Source organism: Streptomyces sp. HPF1205, from assembly GCF_020400825.1.
Taxonomy (GTDB): Bacteria; Actinomycetota; Actinomycetes; order Streptomycetales; family Streptomycetaceae; genus Actinacidiphila.
This window is the reverse complement of record NZ_JAINVH010000029.1, coordinates 17773-43808: the sequence shown is the minus strand read 5'-3', so window position 1 is coordinate 43808 and position 26036 is coordinate 17773. Positions and strand designations below refer to the sequence as shown.

Below are 26036 nucleotides of genomic sequence, written 5' to 3'. Positions count from 1 at the left end.
CGCGCCGCGTCCGGCCGGTCCCGCGTCCGGCCGGTCCCGCGTCCGGTCAGTCCCGCGTCTCGGGTCCCGCGACGTGCCGGGCGATGACCATGCGCTGGATCTGGTTGGTGCCCTCGACGATCTGCAGCACCTTCGCCTCGCGCATGTAGCGCTCGACGGGGAAGTCGGCGGTGTAGCCGTAGCCGCCCAGCAACTGCACGGCGTCGGTGGTCACCTGCATGGCGGTGTCGGTGCAGAACAGCTTCGCCATGGCGGCCTGCGCGGCGAACGGCCGGCCGGCGTCGCGCAGCCGGGCGGCGGAGAGGTACAGGGCACGGCCTGCCTCGATCCTGGTGGCCATGTCGGCGAGCATGAAGCGCAGGCCCTGGAAGTCGGTGAGCGGATGGGCGAACTGCCGCCGCTCCCCCATGTAGCCGACCGCCGCCTCCATCGCGGCCTGCGCCACGCCGATGGCGCAGGCCGCGATGCCCAGCCGCCCGGAGTCCAGCGCGGACAGCGCGATGGCGAAGCCCTGCCCCTCCTCGCCGATCCGGCGGCTGTCGGGAACGGTGACGCCGTCGAAGTGGAGCTGCGCGGTGGGCGAGCCCTTCAGGCCCATCTTGCGCTCGGGCGCGGCCGCGGTCAGGCCGGGCGCGTCGCCGGGCACCAGGTAGGCGGTGATGCCCCGGGCGCCCTCGCCGCCGCTGCGCGCCAGCACGGTGTAGAAGTCGGCGACCCCGCCGTGGGTGATCCACGCCTTGGTGCCGTCCAGGGTCCACTGCTCGCCGTCGCGTACCGCCCGGGTCCGCAGGGAAGCGGCGTCCGACCCCGAGGTGGGCTCGGACAGGCAGTACGCGCCCAGCAGCTCGCCGCCGAGCATGTGCGGCAGGTGATCGGCCCGCTGCTGCTTGCTGCCGAACTTCGCGACCGCGTGGCTGGCCAGGGTGTGGACGCTGACCCCGAGGCCGACGGTGAGGCGGGCCGCCGCGAGCTCCTCCAGGACCTGCAGGTACACCTCGTACGGCTGGCCGCCCCCGCCGTACTCCTCCTCGTACGGCAGGCCGAGCAGGCCGGCCCGGCCGATCAGGGTGAAGACCTCGCGGGGGAAGCGTCCCGCCTCCTCCTGCGCCGCCGCGGCGGGGGCGATCTCCCGCCGGGCGATGTCGCGCGTCAGCTCCAGCAGGTCGCGGGCTTCGTCGGTGGGCAGTTGCCGGACCACCGGCCCGGGGCCGTACGGGGCTTGCTGCGGCATGGCGGCACACTCCTCCCTGTCGGGGGCGTAGGCGGTCGCCGCCGCGGGTGTGGCGCAACCGTCCTCGGGCTCTGCCCGGATCCGATCCTTCCGCGCCGGATCACGGCACGGTGCGATCAACGAATCCGGAGGGTTGGAGTATGCCCGATCGGCGGGCGCGCGTCACCCGGACCGGGCATCCTCCATGGCGCGTGCGCGGCCGGCTCAGCCGGCGTCGGCCAGGGCGAGCTTGTGCAGGGACTCCGGCGGGCCCGGGCGGGCGTAGTACCAGCCCTGGCCGGTGTCGCAGCCCAGGTCGCGCAGGTGCTCGGCCTGGGTCCTGGTCTCGACGCCCTCGACGGTGACGGTCAGCCCGAGGCCGTGCGCCAGCGAGACGACGCCTTCGACGATCTTGGAGTCGACCGGGTCCGGCGGGTTCTGCCGCAGGCCCCGGGTGAAGGCCCGGTCCAGCTTGAGGACGCTGACCGGCAGCCAGCGCAGCGAGGACAGGTTGGAGTAGCCGGTGCCGAAGTCGTCCAGGGCGATCTCGACGCCGAGGTCGGCGATCCGCCGCAGCGGCTTGAGCGCGTCCTCGTCGGCGCCGATCAGCGCGCTCTCGGTCACCTCCAGGCACAGCGAGGCGGGCGGCAGGCCGCTCTCGTCGAGCGCCCTGGCGACCTCGCTGACCAGGTCGGGGTGGTGGAGCTGGATGGGTGAGAGGTTGACGCTGACGTGCGGCGAGCAGGTGGCGCCCCCCATCGTCCAGGAGCGGGCCTGCCGGGCGGCCTCCTGCAGCACCCAGCGGCCCAGCGGCACGATCTGCCCGGTGCTCTCGGCGAGCGGGATGAACTGGTCGGGGCCGAGCACCCCGTGCACCGGGTGCAGCCAGCGCACCAGCGCCTCCGCGCCGCGTACCCCGCCGTCCTCCAGCCCGATCAGCGGCTGGTACTCGATGAAGAACTCGCCGCGCTCCAGGGCGCCGGGCAGCCGGTTGGTCAGGCCGTGGCGGGTGATGGCGCGGGCGTCGGCGTCCGGGTCGGCCACCTCGTACCGGTTGCCGCCCAGTTCCTTGGCGCGGTACATGGTGATGTCGGCGCTGCGCAGCACGTCGGCGGCCGCGCGGCTGTTCGCCGGGCCGTGGACGATGCCGATGCTGCAGTGCACGGGCAGTTCGCGGCCGTCCAGGGTGACCGGGGTGGACAGCGCGGCCAGGATCCGCTCGGCCAGCGCGACGACCTCGGCGGCGTCCGGCGGGTCGGTGTACAGGGCCACGAACTCGTCGCCGCCGATACGGGCCACCAGCTGGTCGGGCGAGGTCAGGCAGCCGTGCAGGCGTTCGGCGACGGCGACCAGCAGGCGGTCGCCGACCGCGTGGCCCAGGCTGTCGTTGACGGCCTTGAACCCGTCGAGGTCGAGGTAGCAGACCCCGATCCGGCTGCCGGGGCCGCCGGACAGTGCCCGGTCCAGGCTCTCGAAGAAGTGCGCCCGGTTGGGCAGTCCGGTCAGGGCGTCGTGGGTGGCCTGGTGCCGCAGCCGGCGCAGCAGCGCGCGCCGCTCGGTGACGTCCTCCAGGAGCGCGAGCTGGTACTGCGGCCGGCCGGCCGCGTCGCGCAGCAGCGACACCTTGAGGTTGGCCCACAGCACCGAGCCGTCGGCCCGGGGGTACGCCTTCTCGACGTGGTAGCCCTCGCGCTCCCCGCGGACCAGCTCGCCGTTGAGGCCGCGGACCTCGGGGCCGTTGTCGGGGTGCACCCACTCGCCGACGTTGCGCCGCATGACGTGCGCCTCGCTGCCGAACATGCGGGTCAGCGCCTCGTTGATCTCCAGCACCCGGCCGTCCAGGTCGGCGATGCCGATGCCGATGGCGGCGCTCTCGAAGACCGCGCGGAACCGCGCCTCGCTGGCGGCCAGTGCCTTCTCGGCCTCGGCCTGCGCGGTGATGGCGGCACGCAGGATGGACTCCTGCTCGTGCAGGGTGCGTTCGCGAAGCGCCTGCGAGAAGCCGACGGCGACCGCGTGCTGCAGCCGGGAGCAGCGGGCCCGGGCCTCGTCCACGGGCAGGCCGGGGGTGCAGTAGAGCACCAGGTAGGCGTCGATGACGCCGAGGATGCTGGGCAGTGCCTCGGGGTCGGTGCAATGCGCGTCGACCAGGGCAGTGCCGACAGGGACGGCGGCCCGCGGGTCGAAGGGCGCGGCCCGCAGCGCGTCGCTGAGCACCCGGGCCAGCGGCACCAGGTGGTCCTCGAACTCGACGCGGGTCATCGACGTGGCGGTCACCGGGAAGATCGCCCGGCTCCAGATGGCGGCGAACCGCCGGATACTGTCCTCCGGTGCCCCCTCGGGCACCGTCCCCTCCTCGTGCCCGGCCGCCGCCGGCCCCATGGTCACGCCTTCAGCCCCACACCGGCCAGGCCGTGCGTGACGCCCGGATCGTCGTCCTCGCTCGGCGGTGTGTCGGGCCGCCAGTAGGGCAGCGGCACCACACCCGGCTCGACCAGTTCGAAACCCTCGAAGAACCGTTCCAGCTCCTCGCGGCTGCGCATGATCAGCGGGGTGGCGGTGCGCTGGTAGACCTCCTGGGCCCCGCGCTGGCCCTGCGGGGTGGGGCCGTCCAGTGTGGCGTGGGTGATGACCATGGCGCTGCCGGGCGCGAGAGCCTCGCGCAGGGCGGCGATGATCTCTTCGGGCCGCTCGTCGTCGGGCAGGAAGTGGACCACGGCGACGAGCATCAGGGCCACCGGCCGGTCCAGGTCCAGCATCCGCCGGGTCTCCGGCGCGTCCAGGATCGACAGCGGGTCGCGCAGGTCACCGGCGAGGGCGGTGGCGTTGGGGTTGCCCTCCAGGACCGCCCGGCTGTGGGCGACGGCGACCGGGTCGTTGTCGACGTAGACCACCCGGGCGCGCGGGTCGTTCGCCTGCGCGACCTCGTGCACGTTTCCAAAGGTCGGAATGCCGGAGCCGATGTCCAGGAACTGGGTGATTCCGCGGTCCATCGCGAAACGCACCGCGCGGCGCATGACCGCCCGGTTCTCCTGGCTGATCTTGGGAATGCTGGGGAACGCCTTGATCGCGATCCGGGCCGCTTCCCGGTCCACCTCGAAGTTGTGCGAACCGCCGAGGAAGTAGTCGTAGATCCGGGAAACGCTGGGCACGGTGAGATCAATACCCTGCGGTGCCCAGGAGGGACGGTCGGTCACTGTCGGTGTCTCCAGGTCAAGGGGCTCAACGGAGGTGCCGGGGACGGGTCTTCGTCCGGATGTACGGGGCAGTCATGCTCAACCCGAGGCTACTGATCACCTGTTCGGAGTGAAACACCGAACCGGAGATGGAACGTCCGTTTTGGTCAACAACCACCGGCATGTGCACATGCGAAAACGCGCACCTGCGAGGGTGCGCACACCGGGGCGGCGGGCCAGTGGCGCATTCCCGCCACCGGCCCGCCGCCGAATTCGGAGCGCGCGGCGGATTGCCGCCGCAGGCAATCGGACCGGCAATCATGCCGGACCCGGGGACCGGTGCCCGGAGATCCGGGCCGGGTGCCCATGCCGCCGCCGCGGGTGGTCAGGGCGGCGGCGGTCCGGGTGATCCGGGTGACCGGCCGGCCGGTCCGGGCATCCGGGCTGATCCGGGGTTCAGCAGGGGCCCTCGTCCTGCCAGACGCCCCACTCACCCGTGGTACCGGGCTCCTCGTTCGTGGTCCACCACTTGGCCTTCCACTTGTGGCCGCCCCACTGGACCTCGTTGCCGCCGACGTAGACCGCGCTCGCCGACCAGTCGGCGACGCCGGCGCAGGAGCCGCCGGGCGAGGTGGGCGGGGGCGTGGTGGGCGGCGGGGTGACCGGCGGGGTGGCACCGGCGAACCGGACCGAGAACTTGGCGAAGTCCCAGGCGGCCTGGGGCACGCTGCTGCACGTGCCGGAGGTCGTGCCGTTGTTGTCCGGCGGGTTGCACTGGCGGTCCCGGTTGAGCGACCAGAAGGTGAACCGGCCCATGCCGTGGCCGGTGGCGTAGTCCAGGACGGTCTGGAAGTCCGACTGGTAGAAGTACTCGCCCGAGTCGCTGCGGCCGTTCATCCCGGAGAAGCCCTCGTGGGCGTAGGCGGTGGCGGTGTCCCAGCCGAAGGTCGACCGCAGCAGGCCGTTGAACGCGGTGAGCGCGGCGGTCTGGGAGGCGGCGCCGTTGAAGCCGCCGTCGAACGGCATGATGGAGAAGTTGTTCGGCGTGAAGCCCTGCGACTTGGCCTCGTTCAGCATCTGCTGGCCGAACCACCCGGTGCCGGCCGCGGTGCCCGCGGTGGTCACCGAGATGTAGAGGCCGGGGTTGTCCTGCTGCAGGATCTTGGCCGCGCCGATCTCGTTGTGCACCGCGGCGCTGTTCTCGTACTCCGGCTCCTCCAGGTCGAAGTCGATCGCGTGGAGCTGGTATTTGTCGATGACCTGCTGGTACGCGGCGGCGGTGGACGCGGGGTCGGAACAGGTCTGCCCCAGCTTGGTGCCGCCGTACCCCCCGATCGAGACGGACACGTCGCCGCCCTTGGCCCTGATCGCCGAGATGACGCCGGCCACGGCGGTGTCGGAGGACACCGCACCGGTGCCGCCCCAGGTCGGGCTGCAGCCGCCGCCGTTCGGGGCCAGGACGAACGCGAGCTGGAACGCCTTCAGGCCGGTGGCGTCCATGATGGCGGTGGCGCTGGGCGGGTCGTTGTCCAGCGGCATGAGGTAGGGGGCGGCGGCGTACCACTGGCTGCTCAGCGCGGCGGCCGAGGCGGTGGCGCCGCTGGCCTGCCCCGCGCCCAGCGCGGTGGCGGTGCCGATCGCCGCGACGGCCAGGGCGGCGGCCGCCAGGCCGGAACCGAGGGCTTTGGGACGTTTCACGTCGGACCTCCTGTGGGGAACGTGGCAGCAGAATCCTGCTGTGACGCGAACCCGTCAATGAGTTGGTCCAGACCTTTAGAGCAACCCACAAAATTGGTCTCTACCACCGGCCGCTGTCCGGGACCTCGCCCGCTGTCTCGCAGCCCTGCAGCCGCTTGGAGCCGGCCCCGGCCCCCGACAGCGGCGGGCCCGGGTCCGCGCGCCTCGTCGCGAGGCTGCGGACCCGGGCCCGTGAGCGGCCGTCAGACCACGCCGACCGATGCCAGCGCGCGGCGCTGGCCGGGGCTGGGCCGGGCCGGGAAGTACAGGTAGCAGACCCCGCCGGAGCCGCCGCTCACCTTGCCCGAGGCGTTGATCCGCTTGGTGCGCAGCCACACGGTCTCGAACTGCGCCCGCTTGTAGACGTGGTGGACCGCGTCGTCGGTGGGGCTGGCCGGGTCGTTGGCCACCACGTCGCCCTCGGGCGTGAAGCCGATGACGCACATCAGGTGGCCCGAGGTGCTGTAGCCGGCGCCGTCCAGCTCGGCGGACAGGAAGGACTGGGACGTTATCACCGGGATGCCGGCCCTGATCAGCCGCTCCACGTCGTTCAGCGAGCGCAGCCGGGTCACGACCCCCTGCAGGTCCTGGTACGTGGCCGCGTACGCCGCGTTGAACGGCCAGTTGCCGCACCCCTCGTACTGGTAGTCGTAGGTGAAGCGGGCGCCCTGGTCGACCTGGGGGTCGGCGTAGCTCGGGTCCACCCAGGCCAGGTCGGCGGCGGTCGGGCCGCGGCCCCAGTACTCGATGACCATCGTCGAGGAGGTCGGGCTGCACCACGCCTCGCCGCCGTTGTCGTACTGCGGGTACTGGCCCTTGTGGATGTCCTGCGAGTAGCGCGGCACCGGCAGTTCGATACCGGTGCCGCCCGGGCCCGGCACCGAGGCGGGCACGGTGAAGCGGTCCGGGATGTCCGACGCCATCGCGCCCAGCCGCCACACGGTGGGCGTCAGGCCGCTGCCCGGCCTGCGGAAGAGGGTCAGCCGCAGCCGGTACGAGGCAAGCAGCGGGCCGGCGCTCGTGTCGTCGATGGCGAAGGTGTCCGTCCAGATGCTGCTCCGGCCGTCGCTCTGGCCGTCCACCGAGGTGCGCCGGATGTCCTCGGGGCCGTCGCCCGCGGTCCAGCGGCCCATGACGTACGCGGGAGTGCTCGTGCCGTCGGTGTACGTGCCCAGCAGTTCGACCTGGATCCAGGTGCCGGCCGGGGTGTGCGCGTTCCATGACGAGACCAGCTCGCTCGCCGGGTGGGGCACGGTGTGCGCCGGGGACGTCCAGGAGGCCGACTCCCAGGTCGCGGTGGTGCCGGTGTGCGGGTCGGTGTAGTCGAAGGTGCCGGTCGCGCGGCCGATCCGCACCCCGGGCCGGGGCCCGGCCACCGGGACGGTGCCGCGGTGCTCCCCGAACAGCCAGTCGGCGTGCGACGTCCAGGCGTGGTAGTCGACGGGGGCGTCGTCGGGGCCCGGGTCCGATCCCGGGCCGGAGCCGGCGGGCGCGGCCTGCGGGGCGACCGGGCCGCCGCCGGAGGCGGACGTCGCGGCGGAGGCGGACGTCGCGGTGGCGGTGGCCGCCGCCGCGACGAGCGCGGCGGTCAGCACGGCCCGCCGGGGCGCGTGAGTGGTCATGGCTGATTACCCTCGTTTTCCCTCGTCGTGAACCGGGAAAGTTCCCGCCCGCGTCCGTGTCGGCCGGGGTGGGTGCGCACCACCATCGCAGTTCACCCGCCGTTTCCACCAGGGTTTCCGGGGCGCGCCGGGTACCAATATTGGTCTGGTCCACTGGCGGCCGTCCGGCCGGTCAGCCGGGCAGAACCACCAGGTCACGTCCCGTCAGATTGAGCCGCTCGCCGCCCGTTTCCGTGCAGACCGCGATGTCCTCGATACGGGCGCCGAAGGTCCCGGGCAGGTAGATGCCCGGTTCCACGGAGAACGCCATGCCCGGCTCCAGCGGCCGCTTGCTCCCGGCCACGATGTACGGCTCCTCGTGCGTCTCCAGGCCGATGCCGTGCCCGGTGCGGTGGATGAAGTGCTCGCCGTGGCCCGCCGCGGTGATGATGTCCCGGCCCACCGCGTCGAGTTCCTCGGCGGTGACGCCCGGCCGCACCGCCTCGGTCTGCGCGGTCTGGGCGCGCAGCAGGACCCGGTACAGCTCCAGGAACGCGGCCGGCGGCTCGCCGACGGCGTAGGTGCGGGTGGAGTCGGAGCAGTAGCCCTCGGCGGTCGTGCCGCCGATGTCGACGACCACCGGGTCGCCCGGCTCGATCACCCGGTCGGACACCTCGTGGTGGGGGCTGGCGCTGTTCGGCCCCGAGCCCACGATGACGAAGTCCGCGTGGTCGTGCCCGGCCGCCACGATCGCGTCCGCGATGTCCCGCGCGACCTCGCGCTCGGTGCGTCCGGGCCGCAGCCACTCCCCCATCGCGTCGTGCACCCGGTCGATCGCGGCGCCCGCCCGGCGCAGGGCGGCCACCTCGGCCGCGCTCTTGCGCATCCGCAGCACCGACAGCACGTCCCCGGCCAGCCCGGGCTGGGCGCCGGGCAGGGCGTCCTGGAAGGCCAGCAGCTTCTCCGCCCACATGTGGTTGTCCACGGCGAACCGCCTGGTCCCCGGCGGCAGCCGCCGGGCGACGAGCTCGTACGCGTCCTCGGTCTCCGCGAAGCCGACGATCTCGATGCCCAGCCTCCCGGCCGGGGACGCCTGCGCCGCGGGCCGCTCCAGCTCGGGCACCACCAGGAAGGGCTCGGCGCGGGCGGGCACCACCAGGCAGGTCAGCCGCTCCAGCGGCAGCGCCTGGTACCCCGTCAGGTACCGCAGGTCCGCTCCGGGAGTCACCAGCAGAGCGTCGAACGCGGCGTCCTCGGTCGCCCGCCGCGCCGTCTCCACCCGCTCCGGCGGGAACAACACGCCGGCTCGCCCGCCGGCCTCGGTCTCGGTCACCCGACCACCGTAATCGGCGCCGCCGCGACGCGCACCCTACGTGCGGACCCCGCGTCCGCGGCGCGCCGGGCGGCACGCGCGCCGCCCGGCGTGCCGCGGGCCCGCGCCCCCGTACCCTCGGCCGCATGGACGACCTGACGCTCCCGCACCTGGCCGCGATGCTGCCCGACCTGGCCCCGCGCTGCGGGCAGGTGCGGCTGGTGGCCGTGGACGGCCACGCCGGGGCGGGCAAGACCACGATCGCCCGGCGGCTGGCGGAGGGGGCCGGGGGCGCGCCGGTGGTCCACACGGACGATCTGGCCACCCATGAGGAGCCGTTCGGCTGGACCACCCGGCTGGCCGAGCAGGTCCTCACGCCGCTGGCCGCCGGGCGGACGGCCGGGCACGAGGTGTACGACTGGACGGCCCGCCGGTTCACCGGGCAGCGGGAGGTCCCGCCGGCCCCGGTGGTGCTGCTGGAGGGCGTCGGGACGGGACGGGCCGCGCTGCGCCCGTACCTGTCGCTGCTGCTGTGGCTGGAGGTGGACCCGGCGACCGCGCGGGTGCGGGGCCGGCGCAGGGACGGCGAGGAGCTGGCGGCGTTCTGGACCGGCTGGACCCGCGAGGAGGACGCCCACTTCGCCGCCGACCCCTCCCGGCCGTTCGCCGATCTGCTGGTCCATCAGACCCCGTCCGGCTACCGGGCCGTTCCGGGGCCCGCCGTCCGCACCGAGCGGGCCCGCCGTGATCACCCTGAGTGAGGGCGCGGCGTCGGCGCGCGGTCGCCGCGCCGGCGCGTCCCCCGGGGTGACCGACACTGCTTGACCCTGGGGGTATCCAGCAATTACGTTTTCAACCAAGCGGCCGGAATGCCGCTTCCGCAAACACGGAGCCCCCGGTTGTTCCCCCGTGACCGGGGGCTCCGTCCTGCCCCCGGGCCCGTATTGTCCGGTCTGCGACCCCCCTCTCCTCACCCTGCGTGACGCGGTGGCGCCCGTACGCTCCCGCGCCCCGGCGCACGCCGGCCGCCCCCGCCCGCCGCGGTCCGCCGTCTCGCGTGCCACGGCGCCCTTCGGTGTTCCAGGCATCGCGGGTACGATGCGAAAAGGGCGCCGCGGTACGGGCTGGGGAACCACCGCGCGCCTCAACTACTGCCCGGCACGCCCGGGTTGGGGTGAGCGAGACGGCGCGGCGGGGACGGATGGGTGGGGACTTGATGGACTTCGGCACCGGCCGCCCGGGCTCCCCGGCCGATCTGGCGTGGCTGCGCGGCGTGGACGCCTACACGGTGGGCGCCTACGCCCAGGCGGAGGAGGAGTTCAAGGCCGCGGTCCGGGTGGACCCCGGGATGGCCGACGCCTGGCTCGGTCTGCACGCGCTGCGGGCGGACACCCCCACCGCGCTGCTGCAGATGTACCGGCACCGGGACCGCTTCGGCGAGCAGCGGGCGGCCCACCGCAGGACCCTCAACTCCTGGTACTGGCTGGGATGGTGGGTGCAGCCGGTGCTGGAGACCGGCCGCGACCTGCTGCTGGCGCACGCCTCGCACTGGCTCGACGGCCGCCACGTCGCCGAACTGGACCGGGCGCTGGCCGACTGCCCGCCGATAGACACCGACCCGCAGGTCCGCTTCCTGCACGCCTGCCGCGCTTACCTGGTCAAGGACTGGGAGCACCTGGTGCGGCACACCGAGCCGCTGCTCGGTGATCCGGTCCTCGGCATCGAGGCGGGCCTGTTCGGCGGTATGGCGCGGGTGCGGCTGGACATGTGCGGACAGGCCGAACCGCTGCTGGCCGCCGCCCTGATGCGCTGCCGCAGCGAGCAGCCGCAGCGCAAGGAGCTGCGGTACTGGCTGGCGCGTGCCCACGAGGGCACCGGCCGCACCGCCGCCGCCGTGCCGCTCTACCGCGCGGTGCACCGCGTCGACCCGGCCTTCATGGACACCGCGGCCCGGCTCGCCGCGATCCACGAGACCGACGACGGCCTGGACGAGACGGCGGGCGTGGCCGCCGTACCGCTGTCCGGCGCCGGCCAGGCGGTCCCCGAGGGCGGCGCCGACCTGGAGCTGCTGCCCGAGCCGGGCGCCGCGAGCGGCCCGGGCGGCCCTGACCTGGACGAGTCGCTGCTGTCCGGCGGGCCGCTGGACGACGGCACCCGGGACCGGACCGCGCCCGCCACGGCCGGCCCCGCGCAGCTCCCGCTCGGCGGCTCCGGCCCCGTGCTGCTTGCCGAGGCGCTGGCCGAACTCGACCGGATGGTCGGCCTGGAGCCGGTCAAGCGACAGGTCAGGGCGCTGTCCGCACAACTGCGGATGGCCCGGCTGCGGGCCGGGCAGGGCCTGCCGGTGCAGCCGCCCAAGCGGCACTTCGTCTTCTCCGGGCCGTCCGGCACCGGCAAGACCACGGTGGCCCGCATCCTGGGCCGGGTCTTCTACGCCCTCGGGCTGCTCGGCGGCGACCACCTGGTCGAGGCCCAGCGCTCGGACCTGGTCGGCGAGTTCCTCGGCCAGACCGCGGTCAAGGCCAACGAGCTGATCGACTCCGCCCTGGGCGGGGTGCTGTTCGTGGACGAGGCGTATGCCCTGTCCAACTCCGGCTACAGCAAGGGCGACGCGTACGGCGACGAGGCCCTGCAGGTGCTGCTCAAGCGGGCCGAGGACAACCGGGACCGGCTGGTGGTGATCCTGGCCGGCTACCCGGAGGGCATGGACCGGCTGCTGGCCGTCAACCCCGGCCTCGGGTCCCGCTTCACCACCCGCGTGGATTTCCCCAGCTACCGGCCCGGCGAGCTCACCGCCATCGGCCAGGTGCTGGCCGCCGAGAACGGCGACCACTGGGACGAGGAGGCGCTGGACGAGCTGGGGGCGATCAGCGGCCACGTCGTGGAGCAGGGCTGGATCGACGAACTCGGCAACGGCCGCTTCCTGCGCACCCTGTACGAGAAGAGCTGCGCCTACCGCGACCTGCGCCTGTCGGAGTACCCCGCGACGCCGGGCCGCGAGGAACTCTCGACGCTGCGCCTGCCCGACCTGATGCAGGCGTACGGCGAGGTGCTCTCGGGCCGGGGCCCGGGCGTGCAGCCCCCGGACCCCGGCGAGCAGTGACCGCGGGTCACCGCACGAGTTCGCCCGGGTCCGCGCGGACCGAGTGGGCCGCGGGCCCCGGCACCTCCGGATCGGGGTGGGCGGGATCCCTGACCTCGCCCACCAGCATCTCCAGCACGTCCTCCAGCGCGACGAGCCCGAGCACCCGCCCGCCCGGCTCGGCGACGGCGGCCAGGTGGGAGGCGGCCCGCCGCATCGCGGTGAGGGCGTCGTCGAGCGGGAGGTCGGCCCGCAGGGTGACCATGGGGCGCCACAGCCGCCGCGGCAGCGGCGCGTCGAGGTCCTCCACGTCCAGGACGTCCTTGACGTGGAGGTAGCCCAGGTAGGCGGGCCCGTCGGCCGCGGGGGCGGCGACCGGGAAGCGGGAGTAGCCGGTGCGCACGGTGAGTTCCTCGACCTCGCGCGGGGTCGCGCTGGGTTCGAGGGTGACCAGCTCACCGGGCGTGAGGAGCACCTCGGTGACCGGGCGGGTGCCCAGCTCCAGGGCGTCCTCCAGGCGCTCCTGCTCGTCGCGGTCGAGCAGGCCGGCCCGGCGGGCGTCCTCGACGAGCACGGTCAGCTCCGCGCTGGTGAAGACCGCGTCGACCTCGTCCTTGGGCTCGACGCCGAAGGCCCGCAGGACCAGCCGGGCGCAGGCGCCCAGCACCACGATCACCGGGCGGAAGACGCGGGCGAAGCCGACCAGCCCCGGGCTGAGCCGCAGCGCGGTCCGCTCCGGGTCGGCCATGGCCAGGTTCTTCGGCACCAGCTCGCCGATCACCAGGTGCAGGGACACCACCAGCGCGAGGGCGAGGACGTACCCGACGGCGTGCGCCAGGTCGCCGGGGACGTGCGCGGCGGCGAACACCGGTTCCATCAGGTGGGCGACGGTCGGTTCGGCCACCGCGCCCAGCGTCAGCGAGCAGACGGTGACACCGAACTGGGCGGCGGCCATCATCTGCGGCAGGTGCTCCAGGCCGTACAGGACGGTACGGGCCCGCCGCTGCTCCCCGGCGAGCGGCTCGATCTGGCTGCGGCGCACCGAGACCAGGGCGAACTCGGCGCCGACGAAGAAGGCGTTGCCGAGCACCAGCAGCACGGCGAACAGGAGTTGGAGAACGCTCATCGTTCGCTCTCCTCCCCCGCGACGGGCCCGGTACGCACGATCCGCACGCGCTCGGCCCGGTGGTGGCCGACCTCCTCGACCCGCAGCAGCCAGCCGGGGAGCACCGCGGTGTCACCCGCCTCCGGGATGCGTTCGAGCAGGTCGGCGACGAGTCCGGCCACCGTCTCGTACGGGCCCTCGGGGGCGGTGAGCCCGATGCGGGCCAGGGTGTCGATGCGGCAGCCGCCGTCGGCGTCCCAGGCCGGGTGCCCGTTCTCGGCGGGGGCGGCGCCGAGTTCCGGCAGGTCGGCGGCATCGTGCTCGTCGCGCACCTCGCCGACCAGTTCCTCGACGATGTCCTCCAGGGTGACCACGCCGGCCGTGCCGCCGTACTCGTCGACGACCACCGCGATCGGCTGCTGGCTGCGCAGCAGTTCCAGCAGCTGCCGTCCGGGCAGGGTCTCCGGCACGAGCAGCGGGGCGACCGCTATGCGGCCGGCCGGGGTGCGGCCGCGCAGGTCGGCGGGGACGGCGAGGGCGTCCTTGAGGTGGACCATGCCGGTGATGTCGTCCAGCCGCTCCCGGTAGACCGGGAAGCGGGACAGGCCGGTGGCGCGGGTCAGGTTGAGGACGTCGGCGGCGGTCGCGGTGTCCTCCAGCGCGCTGACCCGCACCCGGGGGGTCATCACGTTCTCGGCGGTGAGGTCGCCGAGCGAGAGGGTGCGGACGAACAGGTCGGCGGTGTCCTGTTCCAGCGCGCCGGCCAGCGCCGAGTGCTTGGCCAGGGAGACCAGCTCGGTGGGGGTGCGGGCGGACGCGAGCTCGTCGGCCGGTTCGACGCCGAGCAGCCGGACCAGGCGGTTGGCGGCCCGGTTGAGTACGTCGATGACCGGGCGCAGGGCGCGGGAGAAGGCACGCTGGGGCCCGGCCACCACCCGGGCGACGGCCAGCGGGCGCGAGACGGCCCAGTTCTTGGGCACCAGCTCGCCGATGACCATCTGCACGCCGGAGGCGACCATCATCCCGACGGCCACGGCGAAGCCGGGGGCCGCGCCCTTCGGCACGCCGGCGGCCCGCAGCGGCCCGCCGAGGAGGTCGGCGAGGGCGGGCTCGGCGAGCATGCCGACCACCAGGGAGGTGATGGTGATGCCGAGCTGGGTCCCGGAGAGCTGGAAGGAGAGGTTGCGCAGCGCCGCCACCACACCGCGGGCGCGCCGGTCGCCGTCGGCCGCGGCGCGTTCGGCGGCCGGGCGCTCGACGGTCACCAGGCCGAATTCGGCGGCGACGAAGAATCCGTTGGCGAGGATCAGAACGAAGGCGGCTGCGAGCAGCAGCAACGAGGTGCTCATGGTGCCGCCGCTCCCTGGTGCGCGGAGGGAGGGGCGGCGCAGGTACTACCGGACGGTTCGTCCATCGGGGTGTGAGTGTCACTCCTCGGTCGGTCGGGGCCCCGCGGCGCGCGGGATGCGCGCCGGCGCGTACGGCACGGTTCGCGGCGTGCACGGCCGAAAAGGTGCGGGGCGGGCGCGGTGGGCGCCGCTCGGATCCAGGGTAGTCATTCCGGCCGCAGCCGCGAAGGATCGCGGGCCTCGCCCAGCGCCTCGACCAGGTCCCGCAGCCGCCGGGCGTCGCGCAGGGCCCGCCGCCTGGCGATTCCCGGCTGGATGGCCATCACCGCGAGGGTGGTGCCGTCGGCGAGGTCCAGATGGACCCAGGCGTCGCCGTCGCGCAGGTTCACCCGTACCACCTGCGGCCAGGCCAGGCGCCGCGTCACCCGCACGTTGACGACCGTGAGCCCGTCGGCGTCGGCGACCGCCTTGGGCCTGGCCAGCAGCACGAGACCACCGGATATCACCGCCGCGGCCACCCCGACCGTGACCCGGTCGCCGACGCTCCACGGCTCCGCGCCCTCCTCGGGCATCAGCGCGGCGACCGTCGTGAGGGTCGTGAACAGCGCGGCCGCGATGGACAGCAGCACCGCCCGCGTCACCGCGGGCCGGAAGGTCACGGGCAGGGGCTCGGGCGCCGGGGCGGTCATGGCGCCGTCACAGCCGTGCGGCGTGGATGCCGGTGGTCAGGATGGCGCGCGCGCCCAGGTCGTACAGCTCGTCCATGATCCGCTGGGCGTCGCTGGTGGGGACCATCGCGCGGACGGCGACCCAGCCCTCGTGGTGCAGCGGGGAGACCGTCGGCGACTCCAGGCCGGGAGTGAGGGCGACGGCCTTCTCGACCTGCTCGGCGCGGATGTCGTAGTCCATCATCACGTACCGCCGGGCCACCAGGACGCCCTGCAGGCGGCGCAGGAACTGCTGGACCTTGCCCTCCTGGGGGTCCGCGCCCGTGCGCCGGACGACGATCGCCTCGGACTCCATGATCGGCTCGCCGAAGGTCTCCAGGCCGGCGTTGCGCAGCGAGGTGCCGGTCTCCACCACGTCGGCGATCACCTCGGCCACGCCGAGCTTGACCGCCGTCTCGACGGCGCCGTCGAGGTGCACCACGGAGGCGTCCACGCCGTGGTCGGCCAGGTGCTTGGCGACCACGCCCTCGTACGAGGTGGCGATCGTCATGCCGCCGAGGTCACCGACGCTCCGCGCGACGCCGGGCCTGCCCGCGTACCGGAAGGTGGAGCGGGCGAAGCCCAGCTGCATGATCTCCTCCGCGCCCGCGCCGGAGTCCAGCAGCAGGTCCCGGCCGGTGATGCCGATGTCGAGCCGGCCGGAGCTGACGTAGATCGCGATGTCCCGCGGCCGCAGGTAGAAGAACTCCACCCCGTTGTCGCGGTCCACCATGACCAGTTCCTTGGACTCCGTGCGCTGCCGGTAGCCGGCCTCGTGCAGCATGGCCGCCGCGGGTGCCGACAGGGAGCCCTTGTTCGGGACGGCGATGCGCAGCATGGGGGCGGTTTCCTTCTCTTCGCGCGTGCGGGTGTCGTACGGGGAGCGGGTCGGGGCGGTCACAGGTGGGCGTAGACGTCGGCCAGCGAGATGCCGCGGGCGACCATCATCACCTGGACGTGGTACAGCAGCTGGGAGATCTCCTCGGCGGTGGCGTCGGCGCCCTCGTACTCGGCGGCCATCCACACCTCGGCGGCCTCCTCCACCACCTTCTTGCCGATCGCGTGCACGCCCTTGCCGACGAGTTCGGCGGTGCGTGACGTGCTGGGGTCGCCGGTGGCGGCCTTGTGCCGGAGCTCGTCGAAGAGCTCCTCGAATGTCTTGTTGGCCATGGTGGTCCTAGCGTACGGGGAACCGGCCGCCGCTCACCGCCACGGTTCGGATACCGATCGGAGAACGGTCGCCGTCGCGACGGCGGCGGTGACCGCCTCGTGGCCCTTGTCCTCCGCGGATCCGGGCAGTCCCGCCCGGTCCAGGGCCTGTTCCTCGGTGTCGCAGGTCAGGATGCCGAAGCCGACCGGCACCCCGGTCTCCACCGCGACCTGCGTCAGCCCGGCGGTCACGCCCTGCGAGACGTACTCGAAGTGCGGGGTGCCGCCGCGGATGATGACCCCGAGGGCCACCACCGCGTCGTACCCGCGGCCGGCCAGCACCTTGGCGACGACGGGCAGTTCGAAACTGCCCGGCACCCGCAGCACGGTCGGCTCGTCGATGCCGAGGTCCCGCAGGGCGCGCGTGGCCCCGTCCAGCAGGCCGTCCATCACCTGGGTGTGCCACTGCGCCGCGATCACCGCGACCCGCAGGTCGCCGCAGTTCTTCACGGTCAGCTCGGGGGCGCCCTTACCGCTCACTTCTCTCCTCGGTGCTTGGTGCTCGGTGCTTGGTGCTCGGTGCTTGGTGGTGCGTCGTGTGCCCGGTCCCCACGGGACCGGCCGGACATGCCGGATTGTGTTACGGGTGGGCCGGACCCGGCGGCGGGATCAGCCGCCGGCCGCGTCCAGCCACGGCAGGTCGTGGCCCATCCGGTCCCGCTTGGTGCGCAGGTACCGCAGGTTGTGCTCGCCGGCGGCCACGGGCATCGGCTCGCGGCCCAGCACCCGCAGGTCCTGACCGGCCAGCGCCCCGGTCTTGGCCGGGTTGTTGGTCATCAGCCGCAGCGAGCGTACGCCGAGGTCGGCGAGGATGCGGGCGGCGGCCCCGTAGTCGCGGGCGTCGGCGGGCAGGCCCAGCTCCAGGTTGGCGTCGAGAGTGTCGCGGCCGCGCTCCTGGAGTTCGTAGGCGCGCAGCTTCGACAGCAGGCCGATGCCGCGGCCCTCGTGGCCGCGCAGGTAGACCACCACCCCGCGGCCCTCGGCCGCCACCTTGCGCAGGGCCTGCTGCAGTTGCGGGCCGCAGTCGCAGCGCCGGGAGCCGAGGACGTCGCCGGTCAGGCACTCGGAGTGCACCCGGACCAGGACGTCCTCGCCGTCGCCGATGTCGCCGGCGACCAGCGCGATGTGCTCCACGCCGTCGGCGGCGCGGTAGCCGTGGGCCCGGAAGGGGCCGTACGCGGTGGGCAGGTCGGTGCTGGCCTCCCGGCGGACGGCGGGTGCCTCGGTCGGCCGGAGGTCAGTCGGCGCCTCGGCCGACCGGCGGACGGCGGGTTCCTCGGCCGGCCGGAGGACGACCGGCGCCTCGGCCGACCGGCGGTGGGCGACGAGGTCCGCGATGGAGATGATCGCCAGGCCGTGCTTGCGGGCGAAGACCACCAGGTCCGGCAGGCGGGCCATGGTGCCGTCCTCGCGGGCGATCTCGACGATCGCCGCCGCGGGCCGCAGTCCGGCCAGCCGGGCCAGGTCCACCCCGGCCTCGGTGTGGCCGGGCCGCTCCAGGACGCCGCCGGGGCGGGCCCGCAGCGGGAAGACGTGGCCGGGCCGTACGAAGTCGGCGGGGCGCGAACCGGGTTCGGTCAGGAGCCGGATCGTGGTGGCCCGGTCGGCGGCGGAGATGCCGGTGCTCACGCCGTGCGCGGCACCCGCGTCCACCGAGACGGTGAAGGCGGTGCGCATCGACTCGGTGTTGTCGGCGACCATCTGCGGCAGTTCGAGCCGGTCCAGGTCGGTTCCCGGCATGGGCACGCAGATCAGGCCGCGGCACGCGGCCATCATGAACGCGACGATCTCCGGGGTGACGAGCTCGGCGGCGACGATCAGATCGCCCTCGTTCTCCCGGTCCTCGTCGTCGACGACCACGACGGGGCGGCCGGCCGCGATGTCGGCGACGGCCCGCTCGACGGAGTCGAGCACGAGGGGCTCGGCCTCCTCGTACCATTCCTCGCCGGGCAGCTTTCCGTGCGGTGCGGTCACGGTGGTCATACCGTCACTCCCTCCGGGGCGGTGCTGGTCTCTGGCCGGGCACCGCCGTCGGCGGCGGTGGCGGTGGTCGTGGGGGCAGTCGTGGGGGCGGTCGTGGGGGCGGTGTTCAAGGTGGCGGCCCCGGTCGCCGTCGCGGGCCGCCGGGTCTGCTGCCACCAGGCGTACATCCCGGCGATCACCAGGACGAAGTAGACGATGTACACCAGGCCGGAGAACGGCAGGCCGCTGTGGAAGTTGAGCGGTACGCCGACCACGTCGACGGCGAGCCAGGCGAACCAGAACTCGACCCAGCCGCGGGCCTGGGCGAACATCGCCGCGAGCGTGCCGACGAAGATGTAGGCGTCCGGCCAGGGGTTCCAGGACAGCGACGGGTGGGCGAGGAAGAGCGAGGCGACGGCGATCGTGCCCACCGCGGTGGCGGCCACCAGCAGCGCCCGCTCGCGCCAGGTGGCGAACCGGACCGCCACCTGGCCGGTGCCGGCCCGGCCGCGCCGCCACTGGAACCAGCCCCACACCGCGACGGTGATCACCACGAACTGCTTGCCGACGCCGCCGCCCAGGTGGGCCGACCAGAACGCGGCCACGAGCACGACGCCGGACAGGAGTTGGACCGGCCAGGTCAGCATCGCCCGCCGCCAGCCCAGCGCGAGGGCGGCCAGGCCCAGCAGGTTGCCGATCATGTCGGACCACATCACGTGCTGGTCGAAGGCGGTGAACGCCTCGCTGTTCAGCCAGTGCAGGGCGCTCACCTGACGTCCTCCGGCTCGCGCGGGCCGCGGCCGAGCATCCGCTCGACGTACTTGGCGATGACGTCGACTTCGAGGTTGACCGGGTCGCCGGGCTGCTTCAGGCCCAGGGTGGTCAGCGCGAGGGTGGTCGGGATGAGGCTGACGGTGAAGGCGTCGGGGCCGGCCTCGACGACGGTGAGGCTGATGCCGTCGACCGTGATGGAGCCCTTCTCGACGACGTAGGCCGACAGTTCGGCCGGCAGCGAGATCCGTACGATCTCCCAGTGCTCGGCCGGGGTGCGCTCCAGCACGGTGCCGGTGCCGTCGACGTGGCCCTGGACGAGGTGTCCGCCGAGGCGGCCGCCCAGCGCCATCGGGCGTTCGAGGTTGACCCGGGAGCCGGGGGCGAGGGCGCCGAGGCTCGAACGCTTCAGGGTCTCGGCCATGACGTCGGCGGTGAAGGCGCCGTCGGCGAGGTCGACCACGGTCAGGCACACCCCGTTGACGGCGATGGAGTCGCCATGGCGGGCGCCCTCGGTCACGACAGGCCCGCGCACGGTGAAACGGGAGGCGTCGCCGAGGTCCTCGACGGCGGTGATCTCACCCAGTTCTTCGACGATTCCGGTGAACACTTCAGCTCTCCTGAGTGACGGTGGGGACTGCGGTGACGCGCAGGTCGGGGCCGAGGCGGACGACGTCGGTCACGTCGAGCCGCAACGCCCGCGCGAGGGTGGGGATTCCGGCGTCGGCCAGGGCGTTCGGGCCGGCGCCGAGCAGTGCGGGGGCCAGGTAGGCGACGACCGAGTCGACCGCGCCCGCGGCGACGAACGCCCCTGCCAGCGTGGGTCCGCCCTCCAGCAGCACCGAGCGCGTCCCGCGGTCGTGCAGTTCGGCGAGCAGGGCGGCGATGTCGAGCCCCGTGCCGCCGCGCGCGTACGGCAGCCGCACGATGTCGACGCCGGGCAGGTGGGCGGTGTCCGCGTCCTTGCCGACGGCGACCAGGGTGGGCGCGGTGCCGTCCAGTACGGGGGCGGTGGGGGCGATACGGGCCCGGGTGTCGACCACGACCCGCAGCGGCTGGGTGGCGCCCTCGATGCCGCGCACCGCCAGGTGCGGGTCGTCGGCGATCAGGGTGCCGGAACCCACGACCACGGCGTCGGCCTCGGCGCGCAGCCTGTGCACGTCCGCGCGGGACTCGGGCGAGGTGATCCAGCGGCTGGTGCCGTCCGCGGCGGCGACCCGGCCGTCGAGGGTGGCGCCGTACTTCCAGCGCACGTACGGGCGGCCCTTGCGCATCGCGGTCAGCCAGGCGACGTTGACGGCCTCCGCCTCGGCGGCGAGCACGCCGCCCTCGACGTCGACGCCGGCGGCGCGCAGGGTGGCGGCGCCGCCGGCCGCCGCGGCGCTGGGGTCGGCCACCGCGTACACCACGCGGGCGATCCCGGCCTCGATCAGGGCCTGCGCGCAGGGGCCGGTGCGTCCGGTGTGGTTGCAGGGTTCCAGGGTGACGACGGCGGTGCCGCCGCGTGCCGCGGCTCCCGCGGCGGTCAGGGCGTGCACCTCGGCGTGCGGGCCGCCCGCCCTGAGGTGCCGGCCCTCGCCCGCGACGGCGCCCGAGGCGTCCAGGATCACGCAGCCGACCACGGGGTTGGGCGCCGTGTGGCCCAGCGAGCGGCCGGCGAGTTCGACGGCGCGGCGCATCGCGTCTGTTTCCGTGGTGGTGGCCACCGGGTCCTCCTGCCTCTTCGGGCACGGACTCCGGGGCGGTCGAACCTGGCGGACGCCACAGGGGGGTGAGCCGCCCGACCCCGCGCGGCCACGCTCTCGCGAACGCGGCCCGCCGAACGGCGGCGCACCGTCGTGAACGCCCGCCGCGCACTGCCTCCCATCCGGACTTTAACCGTCGGTCCAGGAATTTCACCTGGTCAACCGGCCACTGGCTGCGGCCGGGTCGCGGACTGTAACCGCCGGTTCGGACTTTCACCGACCCCGGAGTGCGCGAACGTCACTTGGTACGCGGTCAAGTGTGCCACGCCATGGATCCCGGCTTCCAGGGTCTTCCTGTGTCATGGCTCACGCGGGGCGCGGTGGGGGTCCGCTCACCCCGCGGGGGCGAACAGCGCCTCCTGGGCCGCGTCCATCGCCGTGATCACGGCTCCGCGCAGGATGGCGCCTCCCTCGACCGCCGTCGGCTCCACCCGGGTACGCAGCGGGGAGAGCCCGGCGAGGCGCTCGGCGACCATGGCGGCCAGGGCGGCGCCCCCGGCCTCCGCGACCTCGCCGGCCAGGACGACCCGGCCGGGGTCGAGGACGGCGCAGACGGTGGCCGCGCCCAGCGCGACGCGCAGGGCGAGTTCCCGCAGGAAGGGCTCGCCGGAGGGGCCGGCGGTCAGGGCCGCGCGGACCACCGCCGCCGCGGCGGTCGCGTCCGCGCCGGTGCCGGGGACGGGCAGCCCGTGGTCGGCGGCGAGCCGGCAGACGCCCTGGCTGCCCACCAGCCCGTGGTAGCCGTTGTCGCAGTCGGCGGCCTCGGGCAGTTCGCCCGTCGCGGACAGCGGCAGGAAGCCGACCTCGCCCGCGCCGCCGGAGATGCCGCGCCGCAGCCGCCCGTCCAGGACGACGCCGGCGCCGACCCCGCCCCCGATCCACAGCAGGACGAAGGTGTCCGCGACCTCGCCGGCCGCCGCGCGGACCCGCTGCTCCGCGACAGCGGCGAGGTTCACCTCGTTCTCCAGCAGGACGGGAATGGCCAGCCGGCGCCGTACCTCGTCCACGAGGTCGCCGTGCCACGCGGGCAGCCCGCCGGAGGCCCGCAGCCGCCCGGTGACCGGGTCGACGAGGCCGGGCGCCCCGAAGGCCGCCGTGTGCAGCGGTACGCCGCCGGCGGCGTGCGCGGCCTCGCGCAGGACCCGCAGCCCGTCCTCGACGACGCCGGCGGGGTCGGCGCCCTCGGCGACGGGTACGCAGGCGCGCGAGACGGTGCGGCCGAGCAGGTCGGCCACCTCCACGCCGATGCTCTCGATGCGGACGTCGAGGCCGGCCACGTGGGCCCGGTCCGCGACGATCCCGTAGACCCGGGCGTTGGGGCCGCGGCGCGCCTCGCCCGCCTCCCCGACGACTTCGATCAGCCCGGAGTCCTGGAGGCGTTCGACCAGGTCGGCCACGCTCGGCCGGGACATCCCGGTGAGCTCCTTCAACTGCCCGGCGGTCAGCGGCCCTTCCTCCTGGAGCAGCCGCAGGGCGAGCCGGTCGTTGATCGCGCGGGCGGTGCGCGGCGACGCTCCGCGCCCCGGACGCTCACGGGTGACGGTCATGCGGCGATCCTCCCAGAACCGGGCGGCGGGCTCCGGCCGGCCTCGCGGTCGAGCGAGGGCTTAATTTTCAGGCAGGCTTCCTGATAGTTTACCGCGCATGAGTTCGCCGCAGAGTGCCGAGGCCGCCGCCCGCGCCCCCTTCGACGTGCGCCGCGCCCATGCCGCCGTCGCCACCGCCTTCGCGGTGCACGGGGCCGTGGCCGGCACGTTCGCCACCCGCATCCCGTGGATCAAGGACCACCTGGGCCTGGGTCCCGCCGCGCTCGGGCTGGCCCTGGTCTGCCCGGCTCTCGGCTCGTCGCTGGCGATGCCGCTGGCCGGGCGGCTCATGCACCGGCTCGGCGGACGGGCGGCGATACGGCTGCTGCTGAGCCTGTGGTGCGCGGTGCTCGCGCTGCCCGCGCTCGCTCCCGGGCTGCCGTGGCTGTGCGCGAGCCTGCTCGCCTTCGGCGCGTGCGCCGGGACGGCGGACGTGGTGATGAACGCCCTCGGGGTCGCCGTCGAGGAGCGCAAGGGCAAGTCGATCATGTCGGGGCTGCACGGGATGTGGAGCGCGGGCACGCTGATCGGCGCCGCCATAGGCGTGCCGGCGGCGCACGCCGGGCTCGACGCCCGCGTCCACCTGGCGGCGGTGGCGGCGGTGCTCGTGGGTGTCGCCCTGGCCGCGGGCTCGCGCGCGCCGGACGTACGTGCCCGGGCCGGCGAGGCGGCGCCGCCGCGGTTCGCCCTGCCGCCGCGAGCCGCGCTGGTCATCGGCGCGGTCGGCTTCTGCGCGGTCTTCGCCGAGGGCGGCACCTCGGACTGGTGCGCGGTGTACCTGCGGGACATCGCGCACGCCTCGCCCGCGGTCGCGGCCGTCGCGTACACCGCGTTCTCCTGCACGATGGCCGTCTCCCGGCTGGTGGGCGACCTCGCGGTGCGCCGGCTCGGCGCCGTCACGACGGTACGGGCGGGCGGGGTGGTCGCCACGGCCGGCGCCACGCTGGTGGTCGTCTCCCGCTCCCCGGTCCCGGCCATCGCGGGCTTCGCGCTGCTCGGCGTCGGCATAGCGGTCGTGGTGCCGCTGTGCTTCGCGGCGGCGGGCCGGCGCGGGCCGGTGCCGAGCCAGGCCATCGCGGGCGTCGCGACGGTCACCTACACCTCGGGCCTGATCGCTCCGGCGGCCATCGGGGGGATCGCCGGGGCGAGTTCGCTGACCGTGTCCTTCGGGCTCGTCGCGCTGCTGACCCTGGGGCTCGTGGTGGGGGCCGGTGTCGTGGCCCCGGCACCGGCCGCCGCGCCGCCGGGGCCGCCGGACGGTGGGGGTAGCGGTAGCGGTGGACGCGGGGCTCCCGCCGGAGGCGTGGTCGTGGCGCGGACGCCGCCCCACCCGGGCCCGGGCGCCATGGGCGCGCCTCAGGTGGGGGCGAAGGGTCCGGCGGGCGCGCACGGGGGAATCGAGCCCGCCGGACCGTGACTCCACGGTAGCGGTCGGACACGCCGCGTCGAGTGAGGTCCCGGTCAATTCCACTCGCGGGATTACGCCATGGCGGGGGCGCGCCGCCACCCGCCGTACACCGCGAGGCCGTTGCCTCGGATCAAACCCCGGCCGTGTCAGCCGACGGTCAGGTCCTGGAGGCCGACCACACGCAGAAGCCGCAGTCTCTCGTAGGAGTCGGAGCCCGGCCGCGCGGTGTAGACGACGAGCCGCTGGTCGTGCTCGGCGCTCAGCAGCACCTCGCAGTCGAGTTCCAGCGGGCCCACCACGGGATGCAGGACGCGCTTGGTGTCCGAGCGCCGCACGGCGACCCGGTGCTCCTCCCACAGCCGGGCGAAGTGCGGGCTGGACGCGCGCAGTTCCGCGACCAGCGCCGCCGGCCGCGGGTCGTCCGGTCGCGCGGCGAGCACCGCGCGCAGGTTGGCCACGTGGGCGCGCAGCAAGGTCTCGCGGTCCTCCGCGGGGTACCGGGCGAGCACGTCGTTGTCGGTGAAGGCCCGCCGCACGATGTTGCGCATGTGCGGCGGCCGGGAGAAGGCGTCGCCGTGCAGGGCCGCCGCCATGGCGTTCTGCGCGAGGACGTCACCGAAGTCGCTGAGCACCTGCGCGGGCGTGTCGTGCAGCCGGTCCAGGATCAGCAGCAGGCCGGGACGGACATGGGTGCTGCCGCCGGCCTCCCTCGGCGGCTCCTCGCCGGCCAGGTGGAACAAGTGGTCGCGCTCGTCGGCGGTCAGCCGCAGCGCCCTGGCCAGCGCGGCGAGCATCTGCCGTGACGGGCGCGGGCCGCGGGACTGCTCCAGGCGCGTGTAGTAGTCCGCGGACATGCCCGCGAGGTGGGCCACCTCCTCCCTGCGCAGGCCGGGGGTGCGGCGCCTGGCGCCGCCGGCGAGCCCCACGTCGGCGGGGGCGAGCCGGGTACGGCACCTGCGCAGGAAGTCGGCGAGCTCCGGTCGGTCCACCGCTCCAGCATGGGGCTCGGCGCGGTCGCTATCCAGGGAGTGCCACTCCCTGGATCGACGGGTCTCTCCCGCCCGCGCGGCGCCCCCTGCACGGTGGACGGCACGACCGGAAGGGCCGGCACGGACGGCGTCCGGCACGAAGACGGCCGACACAAAGACGTCCGGCACGAAGACGTCCGGCACGAAGACGTCCGGCACGAGCAAGGAGTGGGCGATGAGGATCCTGGTCACCGGGACGACGGGCGAAGTCGGGCGCAGGTTCGTCCCCCGGCTGCTGCGGCGGGCGGGCGCGGACGGCTCCGTACGAGTGCTGGTACGTGATGCGGCGCGGGCCGAGCCGTCGGCCCGGCTGGGCGCGGAGGTGGCCCTGGGCGACCTGCGCGACCCGTCCGACGTGCGCGAGGCGGTCGCGGGCGTGGACGCGGTGGTCAACATCGCCGCCGCCTTCCGGGGCGTTCCCGACGACGAGGCGTGGGCGGTCAACCAGGACGCCGCCCTCCGCCTCGCGCGGGCCGCGGCGGAGGCAGGCGCCCGCCGCTTCGTACAGGTCAGCACCAACCTGGTGTACGGCGCGGGTCTCGGGCGCCCGGCCACCGAGGACGACGAGCCCGCGCCCGGGACCGCCGGCTGGGGCGCCTACCCGGCGTCCAAGCGGGAGGCCGAGCGGGGCCTGCTGGCGCTGCACGCCGAGGGCGGCATGGACGTGCGGGTGGCCCGCCTGGCGTTCGTCTACGGCGAGGGCGATCCGCATCTGGCGCAGTCGCTGCGGTGGGCCGGCCGGTGGGCCGCCCACCAGCGGCTGCACATGGTCCACCACGCGGACGTCGCGCAGGGCCTGCTGCGGGTGCTGTTCGCCGCGGGTCCCGGCGGGCGGATCTGGAACATCGCCGACGACGCGCCCGTCACGGCGGTCGAACTGCACCTGGTGAACGGCGCCGAGCTGCCCGGCGGCATGGCCGCCCGGCCGCTGCCCGACCCCTGGGAGGGCATCGTGTCCACCCTGCGCATCCGCGACGAGCTGGGCTTCCGCCCGCTGTACCCGTCCGTGTGGACGGCGCGGGACGCCGGGGTGTTGTGACGGCCGGCC

22 protein-coding genes and 1 riboswitch are annotated in these 26036 nt (G+C 74.4%); of the genes, 4 read left to right on the top strand and 18 right to left on the bottom strand.

What is annotated here, in order from left to right:
- Positions 1-46 precede the first annotated feature (46 nt).
- The 6 genes from K7G61_RS27040 to K7G61_RS27015 all read right to left on the bottom strand — a co-directional run bounded on the left by K7G61_RS27040 (position 47) and on the right by K7G61_RS27015 (position 9024).
- Positions 47-1231, bottom strand: a complete 1185-nt coding sequence (locus K7G61_RS27040) for an acyl-CoA dehydrogenase family protein (RefSeq protein WP_225849609.1) — start codon at positions 1229-1231, stop codon at positions 47-49.
- 204 nt (positions 1232-1435) lie between these two features.
- Positions 1436-3592, bottom strand: a complete 2157-nt coding sequence (locus K7G61_RS27035) for a bifunctional diguanylate cyclase/phosphodiesterase (RefSeq protein WP_225849646.1) — start codon at positions 3590-3592, stop codon at positions 1436-1438.
- 2 nt (positions 3593-3594) lie between these two features.
- The gene (locus tag K7G61_RS27030; protein WP_225849608.1) at positions 3595-4407 is read right to left on the bottom strand and encodes an SAM-dependent methyltransferase; all 813 of its coding nucleotides are present in this window, start codon (positions 4405-4407) and stop codon (positions 3595-3597) included.
- 435 nt (positions 4408-4842) lie between these two features.
- On the bottom strand, positions 4843-6084 hold the full coding sequence (locus K7G61_RS27025) for a chitinase (RefSeq protein WP_225849607.1): 1242 nt from the start codon (positions 6082-6084) through the stop codon (positions 4843-4845).
- A 242-nt stretch (positions 6085-6326) separates the two neighbouring features.
- Positions 6327-7745: a peptidase C39 family protein gene (locus K7G61_RS27020; RefSeq protein WP_225849606.1), complete on the bottom strand. Its 1419-nt coding sequence runs from the start codon at positions 7743-7745 to the stop codon at positions 6327-6329.
- A gap of 172 nt (positions 7746-7917) precedes the next feature.
- Positions 7918-9024 (bottom strand): M24 family metallopeptidase, encoded by a 1107-nt coding sequence (locus K7G61_RS27015; RefSeq protein ID WP_374204251.1) that lies wholly within the window; start codon positions 9022-9024, stop codon positions 7918-7920.
- 158 nt (positions 9025-9182) lie between these two features.
- Here K7G61_RS27015 and K7G61_RS27010 point away from each other — a divergent pair, with 158 nt between their 5' ends.
- Positions 9183-9797, top strand: coding sequence for a uridine kinase (locus K7G61_RS27010; RefSeq protein WP_225849604.1), 615 nt, complete (start codon positions 9183-9185; stop codon positions 9795-9797).
- A gap of 455 nt (positions 9798-10252) precedes the next feature.
- A complete protein-coding gene (locus K7G61_RS27005) occupies positions 10253-12139 on the top strand; it encodes an AAA family ATPase (protein WP_225849603.1) in 1887 nt (628 codons plus the stop codon).
- 7 nt (positions 12140-12146) lie between these two features.
- Here the strand turns inward: K7G61_RS27005 and K7G61_RS27000 are convergent, their stop codons facing one another.
- From K7G61_RS27000 to K7G61_RS26950, 11 genes are all read right to left on the bottom strand, one after another.
- Positions 12147-13244 (bottom strand): hemolysin family protein, encoded by a 1098-nt coding sequence (locus K7G61_RS27000; RefSeq protein WP_225849602.1) that lies wholly within the window; start codon positions 13242-13244, stop codon positions 12147-12149.
- The gene (locus K7G61_RS26995) at positions 13241-14572 is read right to left on the bottom strand and encodes a hemolysin family protein (protein ID WP_225849601.1); all 1332 of its coding nucleotides are present in this window, start codon (positions 14570-14572) and stop codon (positions 13241-13243) included. Before K7G61_RS26995 ends, K7G61_RS27000 begins: the two co-directional genes overlap by 4 nt.
- Before the next feature lie 206 nt (positions 14573-14778).
- Complete coding sequence (locus K7G61_RS26990; protein WP_225849600.1) at positions 14779-15261, bottom strand: PH domain-containing protein; 483 nt, start codon at positions 15259-15261, stop codon at positions 14779-14781.
- A 7-nt stretch (positions 15262-15268) separates the two neighbouring features.
- Complete coding sequence (gene hisG, locus K7G61_RS26985; protein WP_225849599.1) at positions 15269-16117, bottom strand: ATP phosphoribosyltransferase; 849 nt, start codon at positions 16115-16117, stop codon at positions 15269-15271.
- A gap of 59 nt (positions 16118-16176) precedes the next feature.
- A complete protein-coding gene (locus K7G61_RS26980; RefSeq protein WP_225849598.1) occupies positions 16177-16449 on the bottom strand; it encodes a phosphoribosyl-ATP diphosphatase in 273 nt (90 codons plus the stop codon).
- A gap of 33 nt (positions 16450-16482) precedes the next feature.
- Positions 16483-16968, bottom strand: a complete 486-nt coding sequence (gene ribH, locus K7G61_RS26975) for a 6,7-dimethyl-8-ribityllumazine synthase (protein ID WP_225849597.1) — start codon at positions 16966-16968, stop codon at positions 16483-16485.
- A gap of 129 nt (positions 16969-17097) precedes the next feature.
- Positions 17098-18471, bottom strand: a complete 1374-nt coding sequence (gene ribA, locus K7G61_RS26970) for a GTP cyclohydrolase II (protein ID WP_263984915.1) — start codon at positions 18469-18471, stop codon at positions 17098-17100.
- The gene (locus K7G61_RS26965; protein ID WP_225849596.1) at positions 18468-19220 is read right to left on the bottom strand and encodes a nicotinamide mononucleotide transporter family protein; all 753 of its coding nucleotides are present in this window, start codon (positions 19218-19220) and stop codon (positions 18468-18470) included. The genes ribA and K7G61_RS26965 overlap by 4 nt, the downstream gene beginning before the upstream one ends.
- Complete coding sequence (locus tag K7G61_RS26960; protein WP_225849595.1) at positions 19217-19831, bottom strand: riboflavin synthase; 615 nt, start codon at positions 19829-19831, stop codon at positions 19217-19219. Before K7G61_RS26960 ends, K7G61_RS26965 begins: the two co-directional genes overlap by 4 nt.
- Position 19832: 1 nt before the next feature.
- Entirely contained in the window at positions 19833-20900 is a 1068-nt protein-coding gene (gene ribD, locus K7G61_RS26955; RefSeq protein WP_225849644.1) for a bifunctional diaminohydroxyphosphoribosylaminopyrimidine deaminase/5-amino-6-(5-phosphoribosylamino)uracil reductase RibD, read from the bottom strand.
- A 170-nt stretch (positions 20901-21070) separates the two neighbouring features.
- Positions 21071-21201: riboswitch (FMN riboswitch) on the bottom strand.
- A gap of 97 nt (positions 21202-21298) precedes the next feature.
- Complete coding sequence (locus K7G61_RS26950) at positions 21299-22513, bottom strand: ROK family transcriptional regulator (protein ID WP_225849594.1); 1215 nt, start codon at positions 22511-22513, stop codon at positions 21299-21301.
- 97 nt (positions 22514-22610) lie between these two features.
- On the opposite strand from K7G61_RS26950, the gene K7G61_RS26945 reads away from it, so the two are divergent.
- Positions 22611-23969 carry an MFS transporter gene (locus tag K7G61_RS26945; RefSeq protein WP_225849593.1) on the top strand — a complete coding sequence of 453 codons (1359 nt, stop codon included), beginning with the start codon at positions 22611-22613 and terminating at the stop codon, positions 23967-23969.
- Between the two features lie 137 nt (positions 23970-24106).
- Here the strand turns inward: K7G61_RS26945 and K7G61_RS26940 are convergent, their stop codons facing one another.
- The gene (locus tag K7G61_RS26940) at positions 24107-24949 is read right to left on the bottom strand and encodes a helix-turn-helix transcriptional regulator (protein ID WP_225849592.1); all 843 of its coding nucleotides are present in this window, start codon (positions 24947-24949) and stop codon (positions 24107-24109) included.
- A 214-nt stretch (positions 24950-25163) separates the two neighbouring features.
- Between K7G61_RS26940 and K7G61_RS26935 the strand changes: the two genes are divergently transcribed.
- On the top strand, positions 25164-26027 hold the full coding sequence (locus K7G61_RS26935) for an NAD(P)-dependent oxidoreductase (RefSeq protein WP_225849591.1): 864 nt from the start codon (positions 25164-25166) through the stop codon (positions 26025-26027).
- Positions 26028-26036: the final 9 nt, after the last annotated feature.